The sequence below is a fragment of the Nonomuraea sp. C10 genome, assembly GCF_008017515.1.
Classification (GTDB): domain Bacteria; phylum Actinomycetota; class Actinomycetes; order Streptosporangiales; family Streptosporangiaceae; genus Nonomuraea; species Nonomuraea ferruginea.
Genome location: NZ_VPFF01000003.1, coordinates 2,438,560 through 2,461,748 on the forward strand (window position 1 = coordinate 2,438,560; position 23,189 = coordinate 2,461,748).

General features: G+C 72.0%; 19 protein-coding genes. 11 read left to right on the plus strand and 8 right to left on the minus strand.

The window, feature by feature from the left end:
• The first annotated feature begins 4 nt into the window (after nt 1–4).
• The 3 genes from FR742_RS43585 to FR742_RS43595 are packed head-to-tail and all read left to right on the plus strand — an operon-like array spanning nt 5 to nt 4,379.
• On the plus strand, nt 5–2,833 hold the full coding sequence (locus FR742_RS43585; protein WP_261809084.1) for a BTAD domain-containing putative transcriptional regulator: 2,829 nt from the start codon (nt 5–7) through the stop codon (nt 2,831–2,833).
• Nucleotides 2,830–3,459, plus strand: coding sequence for a hypothetical protein (locus tag FR742_RS43590; RefSeq protein ID WP_148037004.1), 630 nt, complete (start codon nt 2,830–2,832; stop codon nt 3,457–3,459). The genes FR742_RS43585 and FR742_RS43590 overlap by 4 nt, the downstream gene beginning before the upstream one ends.
• Nucleotides 3,456–4,379, plus strand: coding sequence for a hypothetical protein (locus tag FR742_RS43595; RefSeq protein WP_261809085.1), 924 nt, complete (start codon nt 3,456–3,458; stop codon nt 4,377–4,379). Before FR742_RS43590 ends, FR742_RS43595 begins: the two co-directional genes overlap by 4 nt.
• Nucleotides 4,380–4,459: 80 nt before the next feature.
• On the opposite strand, the gene FR742_RS43600 is transcribed toward FR742_RS43595, so the two are convergent.
• The 5 genes from FR742_RS43600 to FR742_RS43620 form a co-directional block, all read right to left on the minus strand.
• On the minus strand, nt 4,460–4,960 hold the full coding sequence (locus FR742_RS43600) for a methylated-DNA--[protein]-cysteine S-methyltransferase (RefSeq protein ID WP_148037006.1): 501 nt from the start codon (nt 4,958–4,960) through the stop codon (nt 4,460–4,462).
• On the minus strand, nt 4,957–6,381 hold the full coding sequence (locus FR742_RS43605) for an AlkA N-terminal domain-containing protein (RefSeq protein ID WP_148037007.1): 1,425 nt from the start codon (nt 6,379–6,381) through the stop codon (nt 4,957–4,959). The genes FR742_RS43600 and FR742_RS43605 overlap by 4 nt, the downstream gene beginning before the upstream one ends.
• A gap of 71 nt (nt 6,382–6,452) precedes the next feature.
• Complete coding sequence (locus tag FR742_RS43610) at nt 6,453–7,394, minus strand: NYN domain-containing protein (protein ID WP_148037008.1); 942 nt, start codon at nt 7,392–7,394, stop codon at nt 6,453–6,455.
• Nucleotides 7,395–7,501: 107 nt separating this feature from the next.
• Nucleotides 7,502–7,714: an acyl-CoA carboxylase subunit epsilon gene (locus FR742_RS43615; protein WP_148037009.1), complete on the minus strand. Its 213-nt coding sequence runs from the start codon at nt 7,712–7,714 to the stop codon at nt 7,502–7,504.
• Nucleotides 7,711–9,297, minus strand: coding sequence for an acyl-CoA carboxylase subunit beta (locus FR742_RS43620; RefSeq protein ID WP_148037010.1), 1,587 nt, complete (start codon nt 9,295–9,297; stop codon nt 7,711–7,713). The genes FR742_RS43615 and FR742_RS43620 overlap by 4 nt, the downstream gene beginning before the upstream one ends.
• Nucleotides 9,298–9,333: 36 nt before the next feature.
• Here FR742_RS43620 and FR742_RS43625 point away from each other — a divergent pair, with 36 nt between their 5' ends.
• From FR742_RS43625 to FR742_RS43635, 3 genes are all read left to right on the plus strand, one after another.
• Complete coding sequence (locus tag FR742_RS43625) at nt 9,334–10,104, plus strand: ABC transporter ATP-binding protein (RefSeq protein WP_148037011.1); 771 nt, start codon at nt 9,334–9,336, stop codon at nt 10,102–10,104.
• Nucleotides 10,101–11,663 (plus strand): hypothetical protein, encoded by a 1,563-nt coding sequence (locus tag FR742_RS43630; RefSeq protein WP_148037012.1) that lies wholly within the window; start codon nt 10,101–10,103, stop codon nt 11,661–11,663. The genes FR742_RS43625 and FR742_RS43630 overlap by 4 nt, the downstream gene beginning before the upstream one ends.
• Nucleotides 11,664–11,731: 68 nt before the next feature.
• Entirely contained in the window at nt 11,732–14,347 is a 2,616-nt protein-coding gene (locus tag FR742_RS43635; protein ID WP_148037013.1) for a phosphoenolpyruvate carboxylase, read from the plus strand.
• 9 nt (nt 14,348–14,356) lie between these two features.
• Here FR742_RS43635 and FR742_RS43640 read toward each other — a convergent pair whose 3' ends face one another.
• A complete protein-coding gene (locus FR742_RS43640; RefSeq protein WP_148037014.1) occupies nt 14,357–15,433 on the minus strand; it encodes an epoxide hydrolase family protein in 1,077 nt (358 codons plus the stop codon).
• 66 nt (nt 15,434–15,499) lie between these two features.
• Nucleotides 15,500–16,342 (minus strand): formate dehydrogenase accessory sulfurtransferase FdhD, encoded by an 843-nt coding sequence (gene fdhD / locus FR742_RS43645; RefSeq protein ID WP_148037015.1) that lies wholly within the window; start codon nt 16,340–16,342, stop codon nt 15,500–15,502.
• 172 nt (nt 16,343–16,514) lie between these two features.
• Here fdhD and FR742_RS43650 point away from each other — a divergent pair, with 172 nt between their 5' ends.
• The gene (locus FR742_RS43650; RefSeq protein ID WP_222709299.1) at nt 16,515–17,639 is read left to right on the plus strand and encodes an RNA-guided endonuclease TnpB family protein; all 1,125 of its coding nucleotides are present in this window, start codon (nt 16,515–16,517) and stop codon (nt 17,637–17,639) included.
• A 40-nt stretch (nt 17,640–17,679) separates the two neighbouring features.
• On the opposite strand, the gene FR742_RS43655 is transcribed toward FR742_RS43650, so the two are convergent.
• Nucleotides 17,680–19,884 carry an FdhF/YdeP family oxidoreductase gene (locus FR742_RS43655; RefSeq protein ID WP_148037016.1) on the minus strand — a complete coding sequence of 735 codons (2,205 nt, stop codon included), beginning with the start codon at nt 19,882–19,884 and terminating at the stop codon, nt 17,680–17,682.
• 81 nt (nt 19,885–19,965) lie between these two features.
• Here FR742_RS43655 and FR742_RS43660 point away from each other — a divergent pair, with 81 nt between their 5' ends.
• From FR742_RS43660 to FR742_RS43675, 4 genes are all read left to right on the plus strand, one after another.
• Nucleotides 19,966–20,781, plus strand: a complete 816-nt coding sequence (locus FR742_RS43660) for a biotin--[acetyl-CoA-carboxylase] ligase (protein ID WP_148037017.1) — start codon at nt 19,966–19,968, stop codon at nt 20,779–20,781.
• Nucleotides 20,782–20,813: 32 nt separating this feature from the next.
• Complete coding sequence (locus FR742_RS43665; RefSeq protein WP_148037018.1) at nt 20,814–21,326, plus strand: PH domain-containing protein; 513 nt, start codon at nt 20,814–20,816, stop codon at nt 21,324–21,326.
• Between the two features lie 97 nt (nt 21,327–21,423).
• Nucleotides 21,424–22,509, plus strand: coding sequence for an S-(hydroxymethyl)mycothiol dehydrogenase (locus tag FR742_RS43670; protein ID WP_148037019.1), 1,086 nt, complete (start codon nt 21,424–21,426; stop codon nt 22,507–22,509).
• On the plus strand, nt 22,510–23,130 hold the full coding sequence (locus tag FR742_RS43675) for an MBL fold metallo-hydrolase (protein WP_148037020.1): 621 nt from the start codon (nt 22,510–22,512) through the stop codon (nt 23,128–23,130).
• Nucleotides 23,131–23,189: the final 59 nt, after the last annotated feature.

The window sequence follows — 23,189 nt, forward strand, 5'->3', positions numbered from 1 at the left end:
GACGATGTCAGGTCCGGCCCAGCATGCGCGCAGGCGGACGCCCGCGCGCATACCCCGCAGGCGCCGCCTGGGCGATGTGCTGGCCGGGCTCGGCGCGCTCGCGTCACTGCTGGCGCTCGTCGGCGGCGTCCCGTACGCGCTGCTGCTCTTCGTCGGCCCGCCGATCGGCCCCGAGCTGCTCGACCTGGACCTGCTCACCACCCGCATCGGGCCCAGCACGATCACGGCGGTGCTGATCCTGCTCGTCTGGCTGGCCTGGCTGCAGCTGTTCGCCTGCGTGGTGGTCGAGGTGTACGCGGGCGTGCGCCGGGTCGGGATGCCGGCCAGGGTGCCGCTGTCGGGCGGCACGCAGGCGCTGGTGAACAAGCTGGTCACGGCCGCGCTCGTGCTGTTCACCACGGGCGCCGCGATGGCGCCGATCGCCAGGCTGGCCACCCCGCCGCCCACCATGCCGCCGGTGACGGCGGTCGCGTTCACGGCCCCGGTCGTCGAGCAGCAGGTGGTCGACAACCAGCGGACGAAGAAGGTGTACGTGGTGCAGCCCCCGCACGGCCGTCACCACGAGAGCCTGTGGGAGATCGCCGAGAAGTGCCTCGGCGACGGCCGGCGCTATCCCGAGATCTTCCGGCTCAACCAGCACAAGGAGCAGCCCGACGGGGCGCGCCTGCGGATGGCCGACCTGATCAGGCCCGGATGGGTGCTCGACATGCCCGACGATGCGCGCAACACCCACATCGTCCCCGCCGGCCAGGCCAGGGCGCAGACCCTCAAGGAGCACCCCGGCCCGCCCAAGAAGTCCGCCACCGAGGGCGACCAGCGGGGCTCCGGCGACGAGCGGGCGGGCAAGGGAGGGGTCACGGACGAACGGAAAGGCGAGCGCGGCTCAGCCGGCGAACGGGGCTCGGGCGACCAGCGCTCGGGTGAGCGGGGCTCGGGCGACCAGCGCTCGGGCGACCAAGGCGCGGGTAATGAGCGCTCGGGTGACCAGCGCTCCGGCGAGCAGGGCGCGGCCGACGCGCAGGCGGGCGGGTCGGCGCTGCTCGACGTGCTGTCCGGGGCGTCGCTGGCCGCCGCCGGCCTGCTGGCCCTGCTCGCCGTGCGGCGGCGCGAACAGCTCTGGCGCCGCTTGACAGGCCGCCGGGTGGCCCGACCGCAGGGCGACGCCGCCGACGCCGAGGTGGCGCTCAGGATGGGCGCGGACATGCCCGGCGCCCGCATCCTCGACCTCGGGCTCCGGCTGCTCGGCGCCGAGCTGGGCGCCCAGGGCCGCACCCCGCCCACCGTCTACGCCGCCCACCTGTCGGCCCGTTCACTCGACCTGTGGATCCACCCCAAGGACGACCACCCGCCCGCCCCGTGGACGGCCGACGACGGCGGCCAGGTCTGGCGGCTGCCCGCACGGGAGGGCCGCCTGCTGCCCGACCACGGGAGCCCGGCCGGAGACGATCCCGCGAACAGGCACACACACCTTGGCGGCGCACCGTACCCCGGACTGGTGTCGATCGGCACCGACCGGAGCGGCCGGGTGCTGGTCGACCTGGAGGCGGCCCAGGGGCTGATCAACATCCGCGGCCCGCAGACCACGGCCGCGCTCGCCGCGCTCGCCGTGGAGCTGGCCACCAACCGGTGGTCCGACCGCATGCGGGTCACGCTCGTCGGGTTCGGCGAGGAGCTGACCGTGATCGCCCCCGACCGGATCAGAGCCGTCGGCGGCCTGGCCGAGGTGCTGCCGGAGCTGGAGGCGACCGCCGCCCCCCGCGAGGCGGTGCTCACCGGCCGCGTCACGGGACGCCCCGGCGTCGCCCACTACCTGCTGTCGGCGGTGGCGCCCACCCACGACGAGGCCCGCCGCCTGGCCCTGCTCGCCAGGAACGACCTGGCCGGATACGTGGTCGCGGGCGACGTGCCGCACGCCACCTGGACCTGGGAGATCACCGAGGACGGCACGGCCAGGCTGCCGGAGCTGGGCTTCGAGGTGAAGGCCCAGCTGCTGCCGCGCCGCCACTACCGGGCGCTGGTCGACCTGTTCCGCACCGCCGACCGGGTCGACGGCGAGCCCATCCCCGGCCCCGAGCCGCTGGCCGACCTCCGCCCGCCCGCGGTCGAGATCAGGATCCTCGGCCCCGTCCAGGTCATCGGCCCGCAGCCGCTCGAAGAAGGACGGATGGCGCTCGCCGCCGAGCTGCTCGTCTACCTGGCCACCCACCCGGGCGGCGTGCACCCCGTCGTGCTCGGCGGCGTGCTGTGGCCGCGCGGCGTGCAACCTTCCGTCAGGGACGCCACGATCGCCCGCGTCGCCGCCTGGCTCGGCCCCGAGCACCTGCGCGCCGACGAGTCCGGCCGGCTCTCGCTCGGGCCCGGCGTGCGCACCGACTGGGCGCTCTTCCGCGAGCTGGTACGCCGCTCGCACGGCGACCAGATGGCCAGGACCGTCCTGCTGGAGAAGGCGCTCGGCCTGGTCAGGGGCCCGCTGCTGAGGGACCGCCCGCGGGGCCGGTACGCGTGGCTGGCGGCGGACGAGCTGGAGTACGACGTGGCCGCGGAAGTCGCCGACGCGGCCCGCCGGCTGTGTGAGCTCCGGCTCGCCGAAGGGGAGCCGGAGGCCGCGATCGCCGCCGTGCGGGCCGCGCTGCTGCTCGCCCCCGACGACCAGAGCCTCTGGCGCGACCTGCTGCGCGCCGCCCACGCCACCGGCGACCTGGTCCGGCTGCGGGCCGTCATCGAAGGGCTGACCAGGCGCGCCGCCGGCAGCTTCGCCCCGGAAACCGAGGCGCTCATCGACGAGCTGCTGCCGTCGTGGCGCGTCCACCTCGTCAGGGAGTCCACGGCATGAAAAGGATCACGGCCGCGCTCGTACTCCTGCTGCTGGCAGGATGCGGGCAGCCCGCCGAGCGGCCCTACCAGCCGCGCGAAGAACCCGCGCCCACCACCGGTGCGGCGCGGGCGGAGCCCGGCGCGACGCGGCCGGAACCCACCCCGTCGCAGTCGGCGCCCACCGGGGCGCGGCCGGCGACCGCCGAGGTCGGCGACCTGAAGGTGCGGATCGACTGGCCTGCAAAGGACACCGCGCTGCTGCGGCTGTTCCCCGAGTTCTACCTCGCCAAGTATCGAGCGGTCATCTCCGGGGATGACGGCTACCTCAAGCACGTCGATCTCGGTTACCGCATCAACGCGATCCGGTGGGTGCGCGACTTCACCGACGACGGGCGCGCGGTGGCGGGGCGGTCACGGCTGTTCAGGCTGAAGGTGAACGCGGTCGTCGGCAGGGGCGCCGAGGTCGACGTCTGCGTGGACGAGACGGAGATGCGGGTCGTCACCGCGGACACCGGCGAGCCGGTCAAGCCGCAGCCCACCTCCATCCGCGCGCCCTACTTGCAGAGGATGCTCGCCCGTAAGGACGACGACGGGGTGTGGCGCATCAAGCAGATCGGTTACGGCACGGAGGGATGCAGGCGATGAAACCGCTGATCGCGGTGGTGGCGGCAGGGTCGCTGCTGTTCGGCGCTCTCGACCCGCCGAACGAGGATGTCAGGGTCGGAGGCTCGCAGAAGGACCGCACGTCCGAGGTCGTCCTGGAACACTCCAAGATCACCATCACCGGTGACGTCAGGAACGGCCGCAACGACGGCTATCAGATGAGAAGTCCTTGCTGGTACGAGCCGGGCCTGGACGCGGAGAAGATGTTCGAGCAGATGTCCGACCCGGTGGCCAACCGCGGCAGGGCGCAGACCGACGAGGAGGGCTTCCGCGCCTTCATCCAGCAGTTCAAGGACAAGCTGGGGCAACCAGGGCTGTGGTGGTCTCCCGCGTACAACAGCGGCGACCGGAGGGGCGCCGCTTGCTGGGCGGGGCTGGAGCAGTTCGTGTTCGTGCCGCCGGGGGAGACGCCGCCGAGCGGCATCACGTTCCAGGAGCTGGCCGAGATCGCCAGGGCCGCGCTGACGGTGCCGGAGGGCAAGGTCGAGCTGAACCCGGACGCCAAGAGTTACGTCAACCTGCCGACGTTCGTCTGGCTGGAGGGCGTGGGCGACACCACCCGGTCGGTGACCGCGACCCTGCCCGGCGTCATGAGCGCCACGGTGACCGCGACCCTGAGCGACATCAGGATCGACGCAGGCACCGGCTCCGACCGGGCCGAGGTGCGTGAGGACGGTTGCGGCGCGGCCGGCCGGCCGTACGCGCGGGGAGCGGAGTTCACCTGCGGCGTGCGCTACCTGCGGGCCTCGATCGACCGGCCGCGCGAGGTGTACGAGCTGACGGTGACCAGCGTGTGGCCGGTGACGGTGACGGGCGGGGCCGACATCCAGTTCGACCCGGTCCAGGTGGAGGCGACCAGGGACGTTCCGGTCGGCGAGGTGCAGAGCAACGTCCGGCCCTAGGACGCGGTCCGGCGGCGCCGCCGGGAATCGGCGCCGCCGGGCCGGCTGCCCGGTAATCAGTCACGCGGTCAGTTACGCGGTCAGTGACGTCCGGACTCGTGGGCGAGCAGCCACTCCTTGACGGCGACGCCGTAGTAGTAGCCGCCGAAGCCGCCCGTGCTGGGCAGGACGCGGTGGCAGGGCACGAACGGGGCGATCAGGTTCTGGGCGCAGGCTCCGCCCGCCGCCCTGGCCGCCGACCTGGGCATCCCCGCCCGCTCGGCCAGCTCCGCGTAGGTGACCGTGGTGCCCGCCTTGACCTCACGCAGGGCCTGGTGGAGCGCCTTGCGCCGGAGCGAGCCCGGCTGCTCGGCCGGGACCGCGTCCAGGGCGTCGAGGTCGCCGGCGAAGTAGTCGCGCACCGCCCGCGACACCGGACCGAGGTCGTCGACCACGGTCATGCCCTCGGCCTGGAGGGCGGGGGCGAGCCTGACGAACATCTCCTTGGGCTCGCCGGTGAAGCCGCCCGCGACGAGCACGCCGTCGCGAACCAGCACGGACAGTTCGCCCGCCGGGGTGGGCAGGACCTGAGCGTCGATCATCGATGACTCCAGAGGTGCAGGGCGGCGTAGGCCCGCCAGGGCCGCCACCGCTCAAGGTGATCCTTCGGGATGCCCAGCTCGGCCATGCGCCGGTCCAGCACCAGGTCTCCGGTCGGCCAGGCGTCGGGGTCGCGCAGCGCGCGCAGGGCGATGTAGCCGGCGGTCCACGGGCCGATGCCGGGGACCGCGAGCAGTTCCTTGACCGCCTCGGCGGGCTCCTGCGCGCCGTCGAGGTCGATCAGTCCGCCGGCCACGCGGGCGGCCAGCTCTTTCAGGGTGGTGACGCGCCTGCCGGTCAGCCCGAGGCCGGTCAGGTCAGCGTCGAGCAGCTCGGCCGCGGTGGGGAACAGCCGCCCGTCCGAGCCCGCCCGCGCCACGACGCGGCCCAGCAGGGTGCGGGCGCCCGCCACGGAGATCTGCTGGCCGACGACGGCGCGCACGGCCAGCTCGAACCCGTCGAACGTGCCCGGCACCCGGAGCCCCGGCCTGGCCTCGACGAGCGGGGCCAGCGAGGTCCGGCCGAGCGCGTCGCGGATGGCCGCCGGGTCGGCGTCCAGGTCCAGCAGCCGCCGGCAGCGTGCCACGATGCGGACGAGCTGCCGGGTGTCGTCCACCGTCACGTCCAGCGCCAGATGGCCGGGGTGCGCGGTGAGCGTGATCGTCCCGCCGGGCATGTTGCGGCTGTAGGCGGTGGCGTCCGCCGCCTCCAGCCCCGGCACGGCACGCGCGGCGAGGAAGCCGAAGACCCCTGCCACCTCGTACGGCTCCCGCCGGTGCAGCCGCAACCGCAACGACGCGGCCCCGGGGACGGGATCGGCGGTGGGTACGGGCGCGGACACCCTGGCCCAGCCGCCGGCCGTCGCGCGCAGCTCGCTCGGCGTGAACCCGTACGTCTCCCGCATCGTCGCGTTGAACTGCCGGACGCTGCCGAACCCGGCGGCGAACGCCACGTCGGTGACCGGCAGCGCCGTCTCCGTCAGCAGCTGCTTGGCCAGCAGCAGCCGCCGGGTCCTGGCCACCGCGAGCGGCCCGGCGCCGAGCTCGGCGACGAACAGCCGGTGCAGGTGGCGTTCGGTGATGTGCAGCCGCCTGGCGAGGCCGGCGACGCCGTCCTCGTCCGCGGCCCCGTCGTCGATCAGCCGCAGCGCCCTGCCGATGAGGTCGCCGCGGGTGTCCCAGCCGGGGTCGCCGGGCGAGAGCTCGGGCCGGCAGCGCTTGCACGGCCGGTACCCGGCGGCCTCCGCCGAGGCGGCATGCCGGTAGAAGCGCACGTTACGGGCGGCCGGCGTGCGCGCCGGGCAGATCGGACGGCAGTAGATCCGCGTCGTCCTCACCGCCGTGTAGAACCGCCCGTCGAACCGGGCGTCGCGCGCCGAGACGGCTCGGTAGCAGGCGTCGAAGTCGAGCTCCAAGGGCGACATGCTTCGAGACTATGCCTGCTCACCGGCACCGACTGGCGGGAATCGGACCTGACCGCGAAGGCCCAGGTCAGCTACTTGGACGAGACGCCCACCCCGAGATCGAACTCGCGGTAGACGCGCGCCCAGAACCCGTCGCGCAGCCACACCCGGGCCTCAGGGTAGGGCCGCAGCGAGTGGCCCAGCTCCTTCTCCGCCTCGATCAGCAGCTCGGTGTCGATCACCGTGGGCAGGATGGGGCCGGGCAGCAGGTCGCGGATGTTGTCGCGGCCCCGCGTCAGGATCCACTTCTGCGCGACGTGCTCGCCGACGTCCTCCACCCGGGGCCGGCTCGGCCCGAGCTTGGCCACCTGGCCGGGCTTGACGTGCGGCTTGACCGGCGAGCGGCCCGCGAACACCTGGGCGGGCGACGGCGCCGCCGCCGGCGGGGCGACCGCCACGGGCTGCGGAGCACGGCTGAAAAAGGGCCTCAGGAAATCAGCGCTGATCACTTCCACGGTGTCGGACTCCCACACCAGGCGCTCGGCCTGGTTGGTGCCGTAGGGCGGCTCCACCCCCCAGAGGTGGATGCGCACCCCGTACGCCTGCGCGGCCTCCACGGCGGGGACCATGTCCTCGTCGCCGGCCAGCAGGATGGTGTCGGTCACCGCGTGGTGCCTGGCCAGCGCCTCCAGGTCGCTCCTGATCTGCGCGTCGACGCCTTTCTGCTGGCCGCGCGCGTTCAGGTTGCCCAGCCGCACCTTCACCCAGGGCAGCTGGGCGATGACCCGCTGGTCGACGGTGGGCACGCGGTCACGGGCGGCGTCATACCAATAGATCCGCAACAGCTCACCAGAAATACGTTCCTCTGCATGTTTCTGAAGGCTCTGGATGAGCTCATCGGCGGCCACACGATATTCCTTGCGTTCCTTGGCGCCAAGGAGCACTTCACCCGCGGCAGCGTAGAGATAACCGACGTCCACCAGGACGGCGTACTTCGCTGCCACAGGGTGCGGCACCAGGTCTGGGATGGCCATGATGTCCTCCAGGCCGGAGCATTAGTTGATCGGCCGACTATATACGCCTACTTTCTCTAGATAGTCCCAACTACCGGAGAACTTGACACCCGATTCTCGGGATCGATCTAGGGCAGGGCACTCATCCGCCAAGCCGTCTTCCCCGGTGTGAGTGGGTTACGCATGCTTCGCGCAGGGTTTCGCCAAGATTGCGTCCGGGGCCGCGCCGGAGGTTCCGGCGCGGCGGGGCGGGCGGCGAGCACGGCGACCAGTGCCGCGAGTTCCTCGGGCGTGGCGTCGCCGCGCACGATGCGCAGGTGGGGACGTGACTGCTCGGTCATAGCGGGATGTTCCCATGCTTCTTGGGCGGGAGGGAGGCGCGCTTGTTGCGCAGCGCGCGCAGCGCCTTGACGACCTGGGCGCGGGTCTCGGAGGGGCGGATCACCGCGTCCACGTAGCCGCGTTCGGCGGCGATGTAGGGGTTGGCCAGCGTGTCCTCGTACTCGGTGACGCGCCTGGCGCGCTCGCTGTCGGGCTCGTCGGCGGCGGCCAGCTCGCGGCGGTAGAGGATGTTGACCGCGCCCTGCGCGCCCATGACCGCGATCTGCGCGGTGGGCCAGGCGAGGTTCACGTCGGCGCCGAGGTGCTTGGAGCCCATGACGTCGTAGGCGCCGCCGTACGCCTTGCGGGTGATGACGGTGACCAGCGGGACGGTCGCCTCGGCGTAGGCGTACAGCAGCTTGGCGCCACGGCGGATGATTCCGTTCCATTCCTGATCAGTGCCGGGGAGGAAACCCGGGACATCAACAAAAGTCAGGATCGGAATATTGAAGGCATCACATGTTCGAATAAAGCGGGCGGCCTTCTCGGATGCGTTGATATCCAGACATCCGGCGAAATGCATGGGCTGGTTGGCGACGACGCCGACCGGCCGCCCGTCCACCCGGCCGAACCCCACGACGATGTTCTGCGCGAAGAGCTCCTGCACCTCCAGGAACTCCCCGTCGTCGAGCACGTGCTCGATCGCCCGGCGCATGTCGTACGGCTGGTTGGCCGAGTCCGGGATCAGCTCGTCCAGCTCCTGGTCGGGCTCCAGGTCCTCGGCGGCCTCGTACGCGGGAGCCTCGTCCAGGTTGTTGGTCGGCAGGTAGGACAGCAGCGCCTTGACGTACTCCAGCGCGTCGGTCTCGTCGGACGCCTGGTAGTGGGCCACGCCCGACCTGGAGTTGTGCGCGTGCGCCCCGCCCAGCTCCTCGAACGTGACCTCCTCGCCGGTGACCGTCTTGATGACGTCGGGGCCGGTGATGAACATGTGGGAGGTCTGGTCGACCATGACCACGAAGTCGGTCAGCGCGGGGGAGTAGACGTGGCCGCCGGCGGCGGCGCCCATGATGAGGGAGATCTGCGGGATCACGCCCGAGGCGTGCACGTTGCGCTTGAAGATCTCGGCGTACAGGCCGAGCGCGACCACGCCCTCCTGGATGCGGGCGCCGCCGCCCTCGTTGATGCCGATGATCGGGCAGCCGGTCTTCAGCGCCATGTCGAGCACCTTGACGATCTTCTCGCCGTAGACCTCGCCGAGCGAGCCGCCGAACACGGCGACGTCCTGTGAGAAGACGCACACCTGCCGGCCGTCGACGGTGCCGTAACCGGTGATCACCCCGTCGCCGTAAGGACGCTTCTTCTCCAGGCCGAACATGCTCGACCGGTGCCTGGCGAACTCGTCGAACTCCACGAACGAGCCCTCGTCCAGCAGCGCGAGCACCCGCTCGCGCGCGGTCATCTTGCCCTTGGCGTGCTGTTTCTCGACAGCGGCGGCGGACCCGGCGTGCAGCGCCTCGTCCCGCCGCCGTTCCAGGTCAGCGATCTTCCCAGCCGTGGTGTGGATGTCCGGCATGGCCGGCACAGGTTCAGCAGCGCTCATGCGCGCAAGAGTAAACCCTGCTCATAGAGTGGCTTCATGAAGGATGCCGTTCGGACCAGCGGCCTGTTCAAAAGATACGGGCCGCAGATCGCAGTCGCGGGCGTCGACCTGGTCGTGCCGGCGGGCAGTTTCGCCGGTCTGGTCGGGCCCAACGGGGCCGGCAAGACCACCACTCTCAGCATGATCACCGGCCTGCTCCGGCCCGACGGCGGCCACGCCGAGATCGACGGCTTCCACGTCTGGCGCGACCCCGTCGCGGTCAAGGCACGCATCGGCGTGCTGCCCGAAGGGCTGCGGCTGTTCGAGCGGCTGTCCGGCCGTGAGCTGCTCCTCTACAACGGCAGGCTGCGCGGCATCCCCAAGGCGGAGGTCGAGCGGCGCGCCACCGACCTGCTGCAGCTGATGGACCTGGCCGGCGCGGCCGACAAGCTCGTCGTCGACTACTCCACCGGCATGCGCAAGAAGATCGGCCTGGCGGCGGCGCTGCTCCACAACCCGTCCGTGCTCTTCCTCGACGAGCCGTTCGAGGGCGTCGACCCGGTCAGCGCCAACACCCTCACCGAGGTGCTGCGCGCCTTCACCGCCTCCGGCTCCACCGTGATCTTCTCCAGCCACGTCATGGACCTGGTCGAGCGGCTGTGCGACTGGGTGTCGGTGATGAACGGCGGCCACATCGTCGCCCAGGGCCCGCTGGAGCGGGTGCGCGACGGGCGCAGCCTCAACCAGGCGTTCCTGGAGCTCGTCGGCGGCCCGCAGACCGGCGGCGGCACCGGGCTGACCTGGCTCGGGCAGCGGGACACGCCGTGACCACCGTCCGCCTCTTCGCCGAGCTCAAGCTCCGCCTGCTGGCCGGCAACCTGCGCGGAGACCTCGCGCGCAAGCTCGGCTTCGTCTTCACCCTCGTCATGGCCGCGTTCCTGGCCGCGCTCGGCTTCTTCCTGATGAGCCTGGTCCGGCTGGCGCAGCCGGAGATCGCCGCCGACATCGTCATCGTGGTGTTCACCCTGTTCCTGGTGAGCTGGATGATCGTGCCGCTGCTGGCGTTCGGCCTGGACGACACGCTCGACCCGGCGCGGCTTGCGCTGTTCCCGCTGCCGACCGCGCGGCTGGCCGTGGGCATGTTCACCGCCTCGGCCACCGGCGTGTGGCCGGCGGCGACGCTGATCGTCACCGCCGGCGCGCTGGCCGGGCTGGCCTCCGGCGCCGGCGGGATCCTGATCGGCGTGCCGGCCGTGCTGCTGCAGTTCGCGCTCTGCCTGGTCGCCTCCCGGCTGGTGACCACCTCGCTGTCCAGCGCGCTGCGCACCCGGCGCGGGCGCGACGTGCTCGCGGTGGCCGCGATCGGCGCGGTGCTGCTCTTCCAGCTGCCCAACCTGCTGATCAACAGCGACCTGGGCGACCCGCTGTCGCTGCTGCACGGCACCGCCGCCGTGCTGCGCTGGACGCCCTCCGGCATGGCCGCGCACGCGATCGCCGACGGCGGCCTGGTGGGCGTGGCCGAGCTGGCCGTCGTGGCGCTCGTGGTGGTCGCCGCCGCCTGGCTGTGGATCAAGGCGCTGAGCCGCGCCCTGGTCACGCCCGACGTGTCGAACGAGGCCGCCACCGTACGCCGCGACAGCGGTCTCGTCGACCGGATCGTGCCCGACGGGCCGCTGGCGGCCGTGGTGACCAAGGAGCTCAAGTACATCCGGCGCGAGCCCCGCTACCGCGTCGTCTGGTTCACCGCGGTGGTGGTGACCGCCGTGCTGGCGATCTCGTTCGGCCGGGGTGACGGCCCCAGCGGGCCCGGTGTGCCGATCATGCTCACCGCGGCCGGCGGGCTGATGGTGTCGCTGCAGCTGTGCAACGCGTTCGGCATCGACGGCCGCTCCCTGTGGATGAACGCCGTGGCCATCGGCTCCGAGCGCGGTCTCAGCGTCGACCTGGCGGGCCGCCACCTGGCCAACGCGCTGGTCGCGGCGCCGATGCTGGTGGCGATCGCGGTCGTCACCGGGGTGCTGACCGGCAGCCCGGGCGCGATCGTCTGGGCGGTCTTCGCGGGCCTGGGCGCCCTCGGCATCGGGTTCGGCGTCGGCGCCGTGACCAGCGTCGTCATCCCGTACACGATCCCCGAGCGGCTCAACGCCTTCACCGGCGCCGCGCCCGGCCAGGGCGGGCAGGCGTTCGCCTCGTCCATGGGCGCGATGGTCGGCATCTCCCTGCTGACGCTGCCGTTCATCGTGCCGATGCTCTTCGGCCTGCTCTGGGTGTGCGCGCTCGCGCCCTTCTACGGCCTGGCCGCGGAGGTGCTCGGCCGCAGGCTCGGCGCGCGGATCGGCTTCGCCAGGATGCCCGAGCTGCTGGCCGCCGTGTCGAAGCCCGCCTGACCAGTGGTCTAGTCCAATAAGTGAGACCCCTCTGCGGCGTCCAGGAAGCGGTGTATACGCTTCGAAGCATGATTGACCAGGGGCTGGAGCATCGCAGTGCCGCAGTGACCGAGATGCCCGACGAGCTGCGCAGAGACGTGCGGTTGCTCGGCAGCCTGCTCGGGGAGGTGATCGCCGAGCAGGGCGGCGAAGATCTGCTGGCCGACGTCGAACGCCTGCGCAAGGCCGTCATCGCCGCCCGCAGAGGCGAGGTGTCCGGCGACGAGATCGTCGAGATGGTGTCCGGGTGGGAGATCGACCGGGCGGTGGAGATCGCCCGCGCGTTCACGTGTTACTTCCACCTGGCCAACCTGGCCGAGGAGCACTACCGCATCCGCTCCCTGCGCCGCCGCGACACCGAGGACGGGGTGCAGCGCGAGTCGCTGGCGCACGCCGTGCAGGAGCTGGGTGCGGAGCGTGTCGCCGAGCTCGTCCGCGACCTGGAGCTGCACCCCGTGCTGACCGCCCATCCGACCGAGGCGCGCAGGCGCGCCGTCGCCACCGCCATCCAGCGCGTCAGCCACCAGCTCACCGAGTACGACGCGCCCGAGCGGGGCGCCTCCGAGCGGGCCGAGTCCAGGCGCCGCCTGCTGGAGGAGATCGACCTGCTCTGGCGTACGGCGCAGCTCCGCAACACCCGGCTGGACCCGCTCGACGAGGTCCGCACCGCCATGGCGGCCTTCGACGAGACCCTGTTCAGGGTGGTGCCGCAGGTCTACCGGTCGCTGGACGCGGCGCTGCACGACAGCGTCGGCGAGCCGCTCGCCCGGCCGTTCATCCGCTTCGGCAGCTGGATCGGCGGCGACCGCGACGGCAACCCCAACGTCACCGCGAAGGTCACCCGTGAGGCCATCCAGATCCAGGCCGAGCACGTGCTCACGGCCCTGGAGAACGCCTGCCTGCGGATCGGCCGCACGCTCACCGCCTCGGCCCAGTTCGCCCCCGCCTCGCCCGAGCTGCGCGCCGCGCTGGCCGCCGCCGTCGACCACCACCCCGACCTGGTCTCCGAGCTGGCCACCCGGTCGCCCCGGGAGCCGCACCGGCAGTGGCTGCTGTTCGTCGCCGCCCGCGTCGCCGCCACCCGCAGCCGCGACCTCGACCTCGCCTACCGCGGCCCCGCCGAGCTGCTCGCCGACCTGCGCCTCGCGCAGGACTCGCTCGCCAAGACCGCGGTACGCCAGGCGTACGGGGAGCTGCAGCACCTGATCTGGCAGGTGGAGACGTTCGGCTTCCACCTGGCCGAGCTGGAGGTCCGCCAGCACTCCCAGGTGCACGCGGCGGCCCTGGAGGAGATCCGCGCGGGCGGCGAGCTGTCGGAGCGCACCGAGGAGGTGCTGGCCACGATCCGGGTCATCGCCTGGATCCAGGACCGGTTCGGCGTCGAGGCCTGCTCCCGCTACGTGGTCTCGTTCACCCGCTCCGCCGACGACGTCGCCGCCGTGCACGAGCTGGTGTCGCACGCCCTCGGCGCGCGCCCGCTGGCGCTGGACGTGGTGCCGCTGTTCGAGTCGGGCGAGGACCTGGTCAACTCGCCCCGCGTGCTCACGGGCATGCTCGACATCCCGCAGGTCCAGCAGCGGCTGGCCGACACCGGGCGGCGCATGGAGATCATGCTGGGCTACTCCGACTCGGCCAAGGAGCTCGGCCCGGCCGCCGCCACCCTCCGCCTGTACGAGGCGCAGGAACAGCTCACGGCATGGGCCGCCGCGCACGACGTCAAGCTGCGGATGTTCCACGGCCGCGGCGGCGCGCTCGGCCGGGGAGGCGGCCCGGCCAACCGCGCCGTGCTCGCCCAGGCGCCCGGCTCGGTCGCCGGCCGTTTCAAGGTCACCGAGCAGGGCGAGGTCATCTTCGCCCGCTACGCCCACATGGCGATCGCCCGCCGCCACCTGGAGCAGGTCGCCAACGCCGTCCTGCTGGCCTCCTCCCCGGCGGTCGGCGCCCGCACCGCCGCCGCCGCCGAGCGCTTCCGCCCGCTCGCCGAGCGGGTCGCCCGGGCGTCCGAGGAGGCGTACCGCGCGCTCACCGAGGCCCCCGGCTTCCCTGAATGGTTCGCCCTGGTCAGCCCGCTGGAGGAGATCGGCTCCCTGCGCCTCGGCTCCCGCCCGGCCCGCCGGGGCCTGGGCGCCCCGCGCTCGCTCGACGACCTGCGGGCCATCCCGTGGGTGTTCGCCTGGGCCCAGACCCGCGTCAACCTGCCGGGCTGGTACGGCATCGGCACCGGCCTGGCGGCCGCCGACTCCCTGGAGGAGTTGCAGGCCGCCTACGCCGAGTGGCCGCTGTTCAACTCGCTGCTCGACAACGCCGAGATGTCGCTGGCCAAGACCGACCGCTCCATCGCGGCCCGCTACCTGGCGCTCGGCGGCAGGGACGACTTCGCCGAGCAGGTCCTGGAGGAGTACGACCGCACCCGCAGGCTGGTGCTGAAGGTCACCGGCCACAAGCGCCTCCTGGAGAACCGCAAGGTCCTCTCGCGCGCCGTCCAGCTCCGCGACCCGTACGTCGACGCCCTGTCACACCTGCAACTGCGTGCCCTGACGGTGCTGCGCACCGGCGACCCGTCCGACCACGAACGCGACCGCCTGTCCACGCTCCTCCTGCTGTCCGTCAACGGGGTGGCGGCAGGTCTGCAGAACACGGGCTGATGCCGGGGGTCAGGTCAGGCTGAGGAAGAAGTCGCGGACGTCCGAGGTGAGGGCGTCCGTGGCGGTGTGGGCCGTGTAGTGGCCGCGGGCCGGGGCCGGCAGCGTCTTCCAGGAGACGATGCGGGCGTGGTCGCGGTCCGCGAACGGCCGGATCGACTTGAAGTCGCCCTCGCCCATCGCCAGCGCGATCGGCACCGTCGTGGGCTCCTTGGGCTGCTCGGCGCGGGCGTTCTCCCAGTAGAGCCGGAGCGCCGACGCGGCGGTGCCGGTGAACCAGTGGATGGCGGCGTGGGTCAGCACGAAGTCGTCGTCCAGGTCCTCGTCGAAGAGCTGGGCCAGCCAGCCGACCAGACCGGAGGGGGAGTCCATGAGGGCGTGGGCCAGGGTCTGCGGCTGCTGCGAGTGCAGGACGTTGAAGGCGCCCTTCTCCTTCCAGAACCAGTCGAGGACGGCCAGGCCCTGCTGGTCCTCCTCCGAGAGGCCGGCGAACTCGGCCGGGTCGCCCGACGGGAAGGAGAAGAGCTGGGTCACGTGGACGCCGACACAGTGGCCGGGGTCCACCCGGCCGATCTCGGGGGAGATCATCGAGCCGGCGTCGTTGCCCACCGCGCCGTAGCGGGTGTAGCCGAGGCGGGACATCAGCTCGGCCCAGGCGCGGGCGATGCGCACGTTGTTCCAGCCCAGCTGCCTGGTCGGGCCGGAGAAGCCGTAGCCGGGCAGCGACGGGACGACCAGGTGGAAGTGGCGAGACAGGGGCTCGACGGCGTCGAGATACTCGGCGAAGCTGCCCGGCCAGCCGTGGGTGAGGATCAGCGGCAGCGCGTCCGGGTTGTCGGAGCGGACGTGGACGAAGTGGATGTCCTGCCCGTCGATCTCGGTGACGAACTGCGGGTGGGCGTTGAGGCGGGCCTCGACGGCCCGCCAGTCGAAACCGTCGCGCCAGTACGAGACCAGCCGCTGGACCCGCGAGACCGGGACGCCCTGGTCGGCGCCGGGGATCTCGTCGGCGAAGCGGGTCAGGGCCAGGCGGGCCCGCAGGTCGTCGAGGTCGGCCTGGGGGATCTCGATGCGGAAGGGACGGATCACGGGAGGCTCCTCGGAAGAGAACGGAACGGCTTGTTCTGTTCCCCAACTATAGCAGAACGGAATGCTTCATTCCATAAAAATCCGCTCATGGCCGGCATAGACGTTGCACCGCTCCCCCCGCAGGAAGCCCACCAGCGTCAGCCCGAACTCCGTGGCCAGGTCGACCGCCAGCGACGAGGGCGCCGACACCGCGCACACCACCGGCACCCCGGCCGCCAGCGCCTTCTGCATGATCTCGTAGCCGGCCCGGCCGCTCACCATGAGCACGTGCCCGGCCAGCGGCAGCCGGTCGTTCATGGCCGACCAGCCGACGAGCTTGTCGACGGCGTTGTGCCGGCCGACGTCCTCCCGTACCGCCAGAAGGGCGCCGTCGGCGGTGAACAGGCCGGCCGCGTGCAGCCCGCCGGTCTTGCCGAACACGCCCTGGCCCGCGCGCAACGCGTCCGGCAGCCCGTACAGGACCTCGGGGTCGATGGGCGGCCCGCCCGGCGGGAGCGGGGCGCACCGCTCGTGCAGCCGGTCCAGGCTCGCCGAGCCGCACACGCCGCACGCGCTGGAGGTCACGAAGTGACGCTCCAGCGCGGGCAGGTCGGGGATCGGCCCGCGCAGCCGCACGGTGACGGTGTTGTAGCGCTCCTCCGGCGGCAGGTCCTCGTCGGTGCAGTACGCGATGGACGCGATCTCCCCGGGCCCGGCCAGGCCCTCGCCGTGCAGGAACCCGGCGGCCAGCTCGAAGTCGTGCCCCGGCGTGCGCATGGTGATCGCCACCGTCTTGCGCGCCCCGCCGAGCCCGACGAGCCGGATCTCCAGCGGCTCCTCGGTGGCCAGGTTGTCGCGGCGCTCGCGGGCCGTGCGCCCGTTCAGCTCGCGGATCCGGGCCCGGGTGGTGGGGCCGGGCCTGCTCACCAAGCACCTGCAGCGTGGATGCCCCGTCCTTCAGGGCGGGGAGGAAACGCGGTACGGCCGGACACTTCTGTCTCCCGGATTCTGTCGGTGGCGGTCGGTAGTCTGATCGGCGTGTCCCGCTACCGGCTCCAGCCCTCGCCCGCCCAAGAGCAGGTCTTGCTGGAGCACTGCGGGCATGCCCGATACATGTGCCGTTGAGCAGCACGCTCACTGGAAGCCAGGACGCAAGAGCGCGCCCGGATTCGCCGAGCAGTGCCGTCAGCTGACCGAGGCCCGCGCGGAGTTCGCGTGGCTGCGGACGGGGTCGATCATCGTCCAGCAGCAAGCGCTCAAGGACTTTGCCCAGGCCATGGCCCACTATTTCGGCAAGACCCACCGGCGTCCGACCTGGCGCAAGCGAGGGCGGGGCGAAGGCTTCCGGATCGTCGCCGCCAAGGCCGGTGACGTCCGCCGCCTGTCCCGGCAGGTGGGCGAGGTCAAGATCCCCAAGGTGGGCTGGGTGCGGTTCCGCTGGTCCCGCCCTATCCCCGGAGGCGTCAAGTCGTTCCGGGTGACCCGCGATGCGGCGGGCCGCTGGCATGTGGCGTTCGCCGCGATCCCGGAGCCGATCCCCGCGCCCGGTACGGGCGTCGTCGTCGGCGTGGACCGGGGAGTTGCCGTCTCGGCGGCGCTGTCCACCGGCGAGACGCTGAACGCGCCTGCCTTGCGTGACATCGAGAAGACGCGGTTGGCGCGTCTGCTGCGGAAGTTGGCGCGGGCCAAGCGCGGGTCGAACCGGCGCGGCAGGGTCAAGGCGGCGATCGCGAAGCTGAAGGCGCGCGAGAGCGACCGGCGCAAGGACTGGATCGAGAAGACCTCGACCGGTCTGGCCCGCCGCTTCGACATGATCGCCGTCGAAGACCTCAAGATCTCCGGCATGACCCGGACGGCTAAAGGGACGCTCGACGCGCCGGGCCGCAACGTCCGCCAGAAGGCGGGCCTGAACCGGGGCATCCTCGCCAGCGGGTGGGGCCTGCTCGTGGAACGCCTGGAGCACAAGGCTCCCGGCCGCGTCCAGAAGATCAACCCGCGTTACACGTCGCAGACCTGCAACGCCTGCGGGCACCGCGCCGCCGGATCGAGACAGAGCCAATCTCGATTCCGCTGCGTGGCCTGCGGGCATCAGGCGCACGCCGACGTGAACGCGGCCAGGAACATCAGGGATACGGCCGCAGGGCATGCGGTTGCTGCGCAGGGAGGCCCGCCGTTGGGCGGGCCTGTAAACCGCGAACCTCAACGCGACCTCCTCCTCGTGGGGTAGTTGGCGTTGGAATCCCCCGCTTTTCAGGCGAGGGAGGATGTCAAAGCGCCCGCACGGTGACGACGGCGTTGTAGTCGGGGATCCGCGCCTGCGGTGACCGGCGCGTCTCGTCCAGCAGCACGTTGCCCTCCGGCCAGTGGACCTGCAGGTTGCCGGGCACGAGCGGGGCGCGCAGCACCTTGCCCCGGTACGAGCGCTCGCCCGCGCGCAGCTCGACCGGGGCGCCGTCGGGCAGGCCGAGCCGGTCGGCGTCGTACGGGCTCATCAGCACGGCCTCGCGCATCGCGCCGTTGAAGCCGTCCATGCGCTCGTGAACCATGCTGTTGAACTGCTTGCCGCGCCGGGTGGCGACGGAGAACGCGCCGTCGGGCCGCTCCAGCGCCGGTGGATCGACCGCCGAGAACCCGCCCCGCCCGTCGGGGGTGGGGAAGCGGCCGCCGGGGCAGAGGTGGCGGCCGCCGTACTGGACGCTGTCGCCGAACCGCCGCAGCCCGGCGATGCCTTCGTAGAAGGGCACCGCGCGCTCGATCTCCTCGCGGATCGCGGGCGTGCCGGTGAACCTCACGAGTCTCGAAATTTCGGGACGTGTGGTGGCGGCCAGCTCCGTGAAGATCTTCCACTCCGGCCACGCCTCGCCGATCCGCGGCCCCTCCACCTCCGGCGAGAAGATCACCCGCCGCTCGGTCGACGTCTCGGTCACCCCGCCCGCCATCTCGTAGCGCGTCTGCGCGGGCAGCAGCAGCACGTCGCCCTCGGCAGGCACGAGCATCTGCGACGACAGCACGATGTCGATGTGCACCCGCAGCTTGAGCCGGGACAGCGCCTCCCGGCAGTAGCCGGGGTCGGGCAGCACCTCCAGGAAGTTGCCGCCGGAGGAGACCAGCGCGTCCAGCTCCCGCGCGTGCGCCGCGTCGATCATGTCGGTCGCCGTCAGCCCCGGCGAAGAAGGCACCTCGAACCCCCACATCCCGGAGAACTTCGCCGCGTTCTCCGGCGTGACGGGCAGCCCGCCCGGCAGCCCGGTCGCGTACGCCCCCATCTCCGCCCCGCCCTGCACGCCGCTGTGGCCGCGGATCGGCATCAGCCCGCACCCGTCGCGCCCCACGAAGCCTCTGGCCAGCGCCAGGTTGACGATCGCGCGTACGTTGTCCTCGCCGTGGGTGTGCTGGGTGATGCCCATCGACCACACCAGCACGGCCGAGCGGGCCTCGCCCAGCATCCTGGCCAGCCGCAGCATCTCGTCCCTGGTCGACCCCGACAGCGCCTCCAGCACCTCCCACGACTGCTCCGACACGGCCCGGCGGGCCTCCTCGAAGCCGGTGGTGTGCCCGGCGACGAACTTCTCGTCGATCCAGTCGTTCTCGATCAGATGCTTGAGCACCCCGTTGAGGAAGCCGATGTCGCCGCCCTGGTGAACCCCGAAGAACTCATCGGTGATCTTCGTGCCGAACAGGGCCGACTCGGCGTTGGACGGCACCCAGTAGCGTTCCATGCCGGGCTCGCGGTAGGCGTTGACCATCGCGATCCGGGTGCCGGCCTTCTTGGCGTGGTAGAGATACTTCATCGCCACCGGCTGGTTGTTCGACGGGTTCGACCCGATGAACACGATCAGGTCGGAGCCGATCCAGTCCTGATACGAGCAGGTCGTGGCCGCCGCCCCGATGGTGTCCTTGAGCGCCACCGTCGACGGCGAGTGGCAGATGCGGGCGGCGTTGTCGACGTTGTTGGTGCCGAGCGCCCGCACCGCCTTCTGGGCCGCGTAGTAGTTCTCGTTCGGCATGCCGCGGCTGGTCAGGTAGGCGCCGAAGCGCGCGTCGCGCAGCCCGCCGGACGCCACCCGCAGCGCCTCGTCCCACGACACGCGGGTGAAGCCGGGCTCGCCGGCGCGCCGCAGCATCGGGTACGGCAGCCGCCCCAGCTCCCGCAGCTCGGCGCTCCTCCTCCCGGCGAGCCGGTCGGCGTCCGCCAGCGCCGACACGTCGAGCGCGGGCATCGTGTTGAGCGGCAGCAGCCGCAGCCTGATGTTGCACAGGTGGACCTCCCGCATGGTCCAGTCGCGCATGCCCTTGGTGCCGAGCGCGCACCCGTCGCACGTCCCCCGGGTGAGGATCCGCCACGCGTAGCGCCTGTTGCCCTTGACCGACCGGAAGGCCTTGATCAGCTCCAGGTAGTTGTTCGGCTTGCGCAGCCCGAGGCCGAACGGCCGCCACGAGGCCCAGTTGCGCGGATCCAGTCGCTTGCTCATGCGTCCATCTTGCTCCTGGCCGATCCGTGGTTCCGCCCGGCCCTTCCGGAGTCCGGCAGGCGGATGCGACAGGATGGGAGGATGTCTCGCTACCACGACCTCGACCGGCCACCCCTGTCCGAGGCGGCGCTCAACCGCGCCCTGGTCCGCCCCGGCTCGCTGTGGACGGGCGTCAGGGTCGTCGACAGCACCGGCTCCACCAACGCCGACCTCGCCAAGGCCGCCAGGGACGGCGCGCCCGAGGGCGCGGTGCTGGCCGCCGAGGAGCAGGTGGCGGGCCGCGGCAGGCTGGGCCGCCCCTGGACCGCTCCGGCGTACGCGGGGCTGACGTTCTCGGTCCTGCTCAGGCCCGAGGCGCCGGTCACCGCGTACGGATGGCTGCCGCTGCTGTTCGGCGTGGCCGCCGCGTCCGCGGTGCGCCGCCTGGCCGAGGTGGACGTGCGCCTGAAGTGGCCCAACGACCTGCTGATCGGCGAGCGGAAGCTGGCCGGGGTGCTCGCCGAGCGGGTCGAGGGCGGGGTGGTGATCGGCATCGGGCTGAACGTGCTGCTGAGCGAGGACGAGCTGCCCGTCGCCACCGCGACCTCGCTGGCCGTGGAGAAGGCCGCCTGCGTCGACCGCGACCCGCTGCTGCGGGCCGTGCTGCGGGAGGTCGAGACCCACTACCGCGAGTGGGACGAGGCGGGCGGCGACGCCGACGCCTGCGGGCTGCGCGCCGCCTACCTGGCCCGCTCCGCCACCGTCGGCCGCGACGTGCGGGTGGAGCTGCCCGGCGGCAGCGTGCTCACCGGCCGCGCCACCGGCGTCGACCGGTCGGGCCACCTTCAGGTGAGCGCCGAGGACCGGGCCTACGCGCTGAGCGCGGGCGACGTCGTGCATGTTCGGGCCACGACGTAGCCGCCGATCGGCCGAGGTGGCACCATTTGCCCATGACCATTCCCGACCACCACCTGACACAAGGTGAGCGCCGCGTCCGGTCCTTCAACCCGCACTGGAAGCGGCTGGTCGTCCCCTTCATCGCGCTCCTCCTGATCGCCGCGGCCTCCGGCGCGGCGATCTACTTCGTCCCGGACACCTGGGAGTACGCCTCCTACGCCCGCATCGCGGTCGTCGTCATCGGGCTGATCCTCATGACGATCTGGTCGTTCGTCCCGTACCTGCAGTGGAAGAACACCGGTTACGTCCTCACCACCCACCGGTTCTCGATCAGCACCGGCGTGCTCAACAAGTCGACCGACGAGATCCCGATGGCGAAGGTCAACACCGTCAGCTCCGACCAGACGCTCTTCGAGCGGCTGCTTGGCTGCGGCACCCTCACCGTCGAGTCCGCCGGCGAGCGGGGTGAGATCGTGCTGCGCGACATCCCGCGGATCCAGGAGGTCCGCACCGAGCTGTTCCGGCTCCTGGAGGACGCCTCCGACGGCGAGATCGACGGCCGGTAGCCTGTGCAGCGGCTCGGGCAGCGGCCGGCGAGAGGTCTCGGCGTGGTGCGGCCCCATGCCTTGCGGAGATCACCCTCCTGGACACAAGATGGCTGGCATGCCGTACGAAGTTCAGGGTGTCATCGCCCGAGGTAAGGGCCAGGAAGTCTCACTTGAAACGGTGCTCGTCCCCGACCCGGGCCCGGGCGAGGCGGTGGTGACCGTGCAGGCGTGCGGGGTCTGCCACACCGACCTCCACTATCGCGAGGGCGGCATCAGCGACGACTACCCGTTCCTGCTCGGGCACGAGGCGGCCGGCGTCGTGGAGGCGGTCGGCGAGGGCGTCACCGGCCTGGAGCCCGGCGACTTCGTCATCCTCAACTGGCGGGCCGTCTGCGGCCAGTGCCGGGCGTGCCTGCGCGGCCGGCCGTGGTACTGCTTCAACACCCACAACGCCACCCAGAAGATGACCCTGACCGACGGCACCGAGCTGTCGCCCGCGCTCGGCATCGGCGCCTTCCTCGGCAAGACGCTGGTCGCCGCCGGGCAGTGCACGAAGGTCTCGGCCGAGGCGCCCGCGTCCGTGGCCGGGCTGCTGGGCTGCGGCGTGATGGCCGGCCTCGGCGCCGCCATCAACACCGGCGGCGTCACCCGCGGCGACACGGTCGCGGTCATCGGCTGCGGCGGCGTCGGCGACGCGGCCATCCTCGGCGCCTCCCTGGCCGGCGCATCCAAGATCATCGCGGTGGACGTCGACGAGCGCAAGCTGGAGTGGGCGCGCGGCTTCGGCGCCACCGACACTGTCAACTCCCGCGAGAGCGACCCGGTCGAGGCGATCCGCGACCTCACCGGCGGCTTCGGCGCCGACGTGGTGGTCGAGGCGGTCGGCAGGCCCGAGACGTACGAGCAGGCCTTCTACGCCCGCGACCTGGCCGGCACCGTGGTGCTGGTCGGCGTGCCCACCCCCGAGATGCGCATCGACCTGCCGCTGCTGGACGTGTTCGGCAGGGGCGGCGCGCTGAAGTCGTCGTGGTACGGCGACTGCCTGCCGACCCGCGACTTCCCGATGCTCATCGACCTGTTCCTGCAGCACCGGCTGCCGCTCGACAAGTTCGTCACCGAGACGATCGCGCTCGACCAGGTCGAAGAGGCCTTCCACAAGATGGAGCGCGGCGACGTGCTGCGGTCGGTGGTGATCCTCTAAATGCTCGACAAGGTCATCACCTCCGGCACCTTCTCGCTCGACGGCGGCACCTGGGACGTCGACAACAACGTCTGGCTGGTCGGCGACGCCCGTGAGGTCGTCGTCATCGACGCCGCCCACGACGCCGAGGCCATCGCCCAGCGGGTCGGCGGGCGCAGCGTGCGGGCCATCGTCTGCACCCACGCGCACAACGACCACATCAACGCCGCCGCCGACCTGGCCCGCCGCACCGGCGCGCCGATCCGGCTGCACCCCGCCGACCAGGTGCTCTGGGAGCAGGTCTACGGGGACGAGGTCGCGTACGAACCGCTCGCCGACGGCGACAAGTTCGAGGCCGGCGGGATCGAGCTGCAGGTCCTGCACACCCCCGGCCACGCGCCCGGCGCGGTCTGCCTGTACGCGCCCGAGGTGGGCGCGCTGTTCAGCGGCGACACGTTGTTCAAGGGCGGGCCGGGGGCGACCGGGCGGTCCTACTCGTCCTTCGACACGATCATCGAGTCGATCCGCGAGCGGCTGCTCACGCTGCCTCCCGAGACCGTCGTGCACACCGGTCACGGCGACTCGACCTCGATCGGCGCGGAGGCGCCGCACCTGGAGGAGTGGATCACCCGAGGTCACTGAATCCGCCTTATGGCGGACCTCACATAGGCAAGCCTTACCTCAGTGGGCTACCTTAGGTG

Bases quoted from the DNA above. Each gene is read 5' to 3' on its own strand.
- FR742_RS43585 (WP_261809084.1), top strand. From the start codon at position 5: ATGTCAGGTCCGGCCCAGCATGCGCGCAGGCGGACGCCCGCGCGCATA.
- FR742_RS43590 (WP_148037004.1), top strand. From the start codon at position 2,830: ATGAAAAGGATCACGGCCGCGCTCGTACTCCTGCTGCTGGCAGGATGC.
- FR742_RS43595 (WP_261809085.1), top strand. From the start codon at position 3,456: ATGAAACCGCTGATCGCGGTGGTGGCGGCAGGGTCGCTGCTGTTCGGC.
- FR742_RS43600 (WP_148037006.1), bottom strand. From the start codon at position 4,960: ATGATCGACGCTCAGGTCCTGCCCACCCCGGCGGGCGAACTGTCCGTG.
- FR742_RS43605 (WP_148037007.1), bottom strand. From the start codon at position 6,381: ATGTCGCCCTTGGAGCTCGACTTCGACGCCTGCTACCGAGCCGTCTCG.
- FR742_RS43610 (WP_148037008.1), bottom strand. From the start codon at position 7,394: ATGGCCATCCCAGACCTGGTGCCGCACCCTGTGGCAGCGAAGTACGCC.
- FR742_RS43615 (WP_148037009.1), bottom strand. From the start codon at position 7,714: ATGACCGAGCAGTCACGTCCCCACCTGCGCATCGTGCGCGGCGACGCC.
- FR742_RS43620 (WP_148037010.1), bottom strand. From the start codon at position 9,297: ATGAGCGCTGCTGAACCTGTGCCGGCCATGCCGGACATCCACACCACG.
- FR742_RS43625 (WP_148037011.1), top strand. From the start codon at position 9,334: ATGAAGGATGCCGTTCGGACCAGCGGCCTGTTCAAAAGATACGGGCCG.
- FR742_RS43635 (WP_148037013.1), top strand. From the start codon at position 11,732: ATGATTGACCAGGGGCTGGAGCATCGCAGTGCCGCAGTGACCGAGATG.
- FR742_RS43650 (WP_222709299.1), top strand. From the start codon at position 16,515: ATGCCCGATACATGTGCCGTTGAGCAGCACGCTCACTGGAAGCCAGGA.
- FR742_RS43655 (WP_148037016.1), bottom strand. From the start codon at position 19,884: ATGAGCAAGCGACTGGATCCGCGCAACTGGGCCTCGTGGCGGCCGTTC.
- FR742_RS43660 (WP_148037017.1), top strand. From the start codon at position 19,966: ATGTCTCGCTACCACGACCTCGACCGGCCACCCCTGTCCGAGGCGGCG.
- FR742_RS43665 (WP_148037018.1), top strand. From the start codon at position 20,814: ATGACCATTCCCGACCACCACCTGACACAAGGTGAGCGCCGCGTCCGG.
- FR742_RS43670 (WP_148037019.1), top strand. From the start codon at position 21,424: ATGCCGTACGAAGTTCAGGGTGTCATCGCCCGAGGTAAGGGCCAGGAA.
- FR742_RS43675 (WP_148037020.1), top strand. From the start codon at position 22,510: ATGCTCGACAAGGTCATCACCTCCGGCACCTTCTCGCTCGACGGCGGC.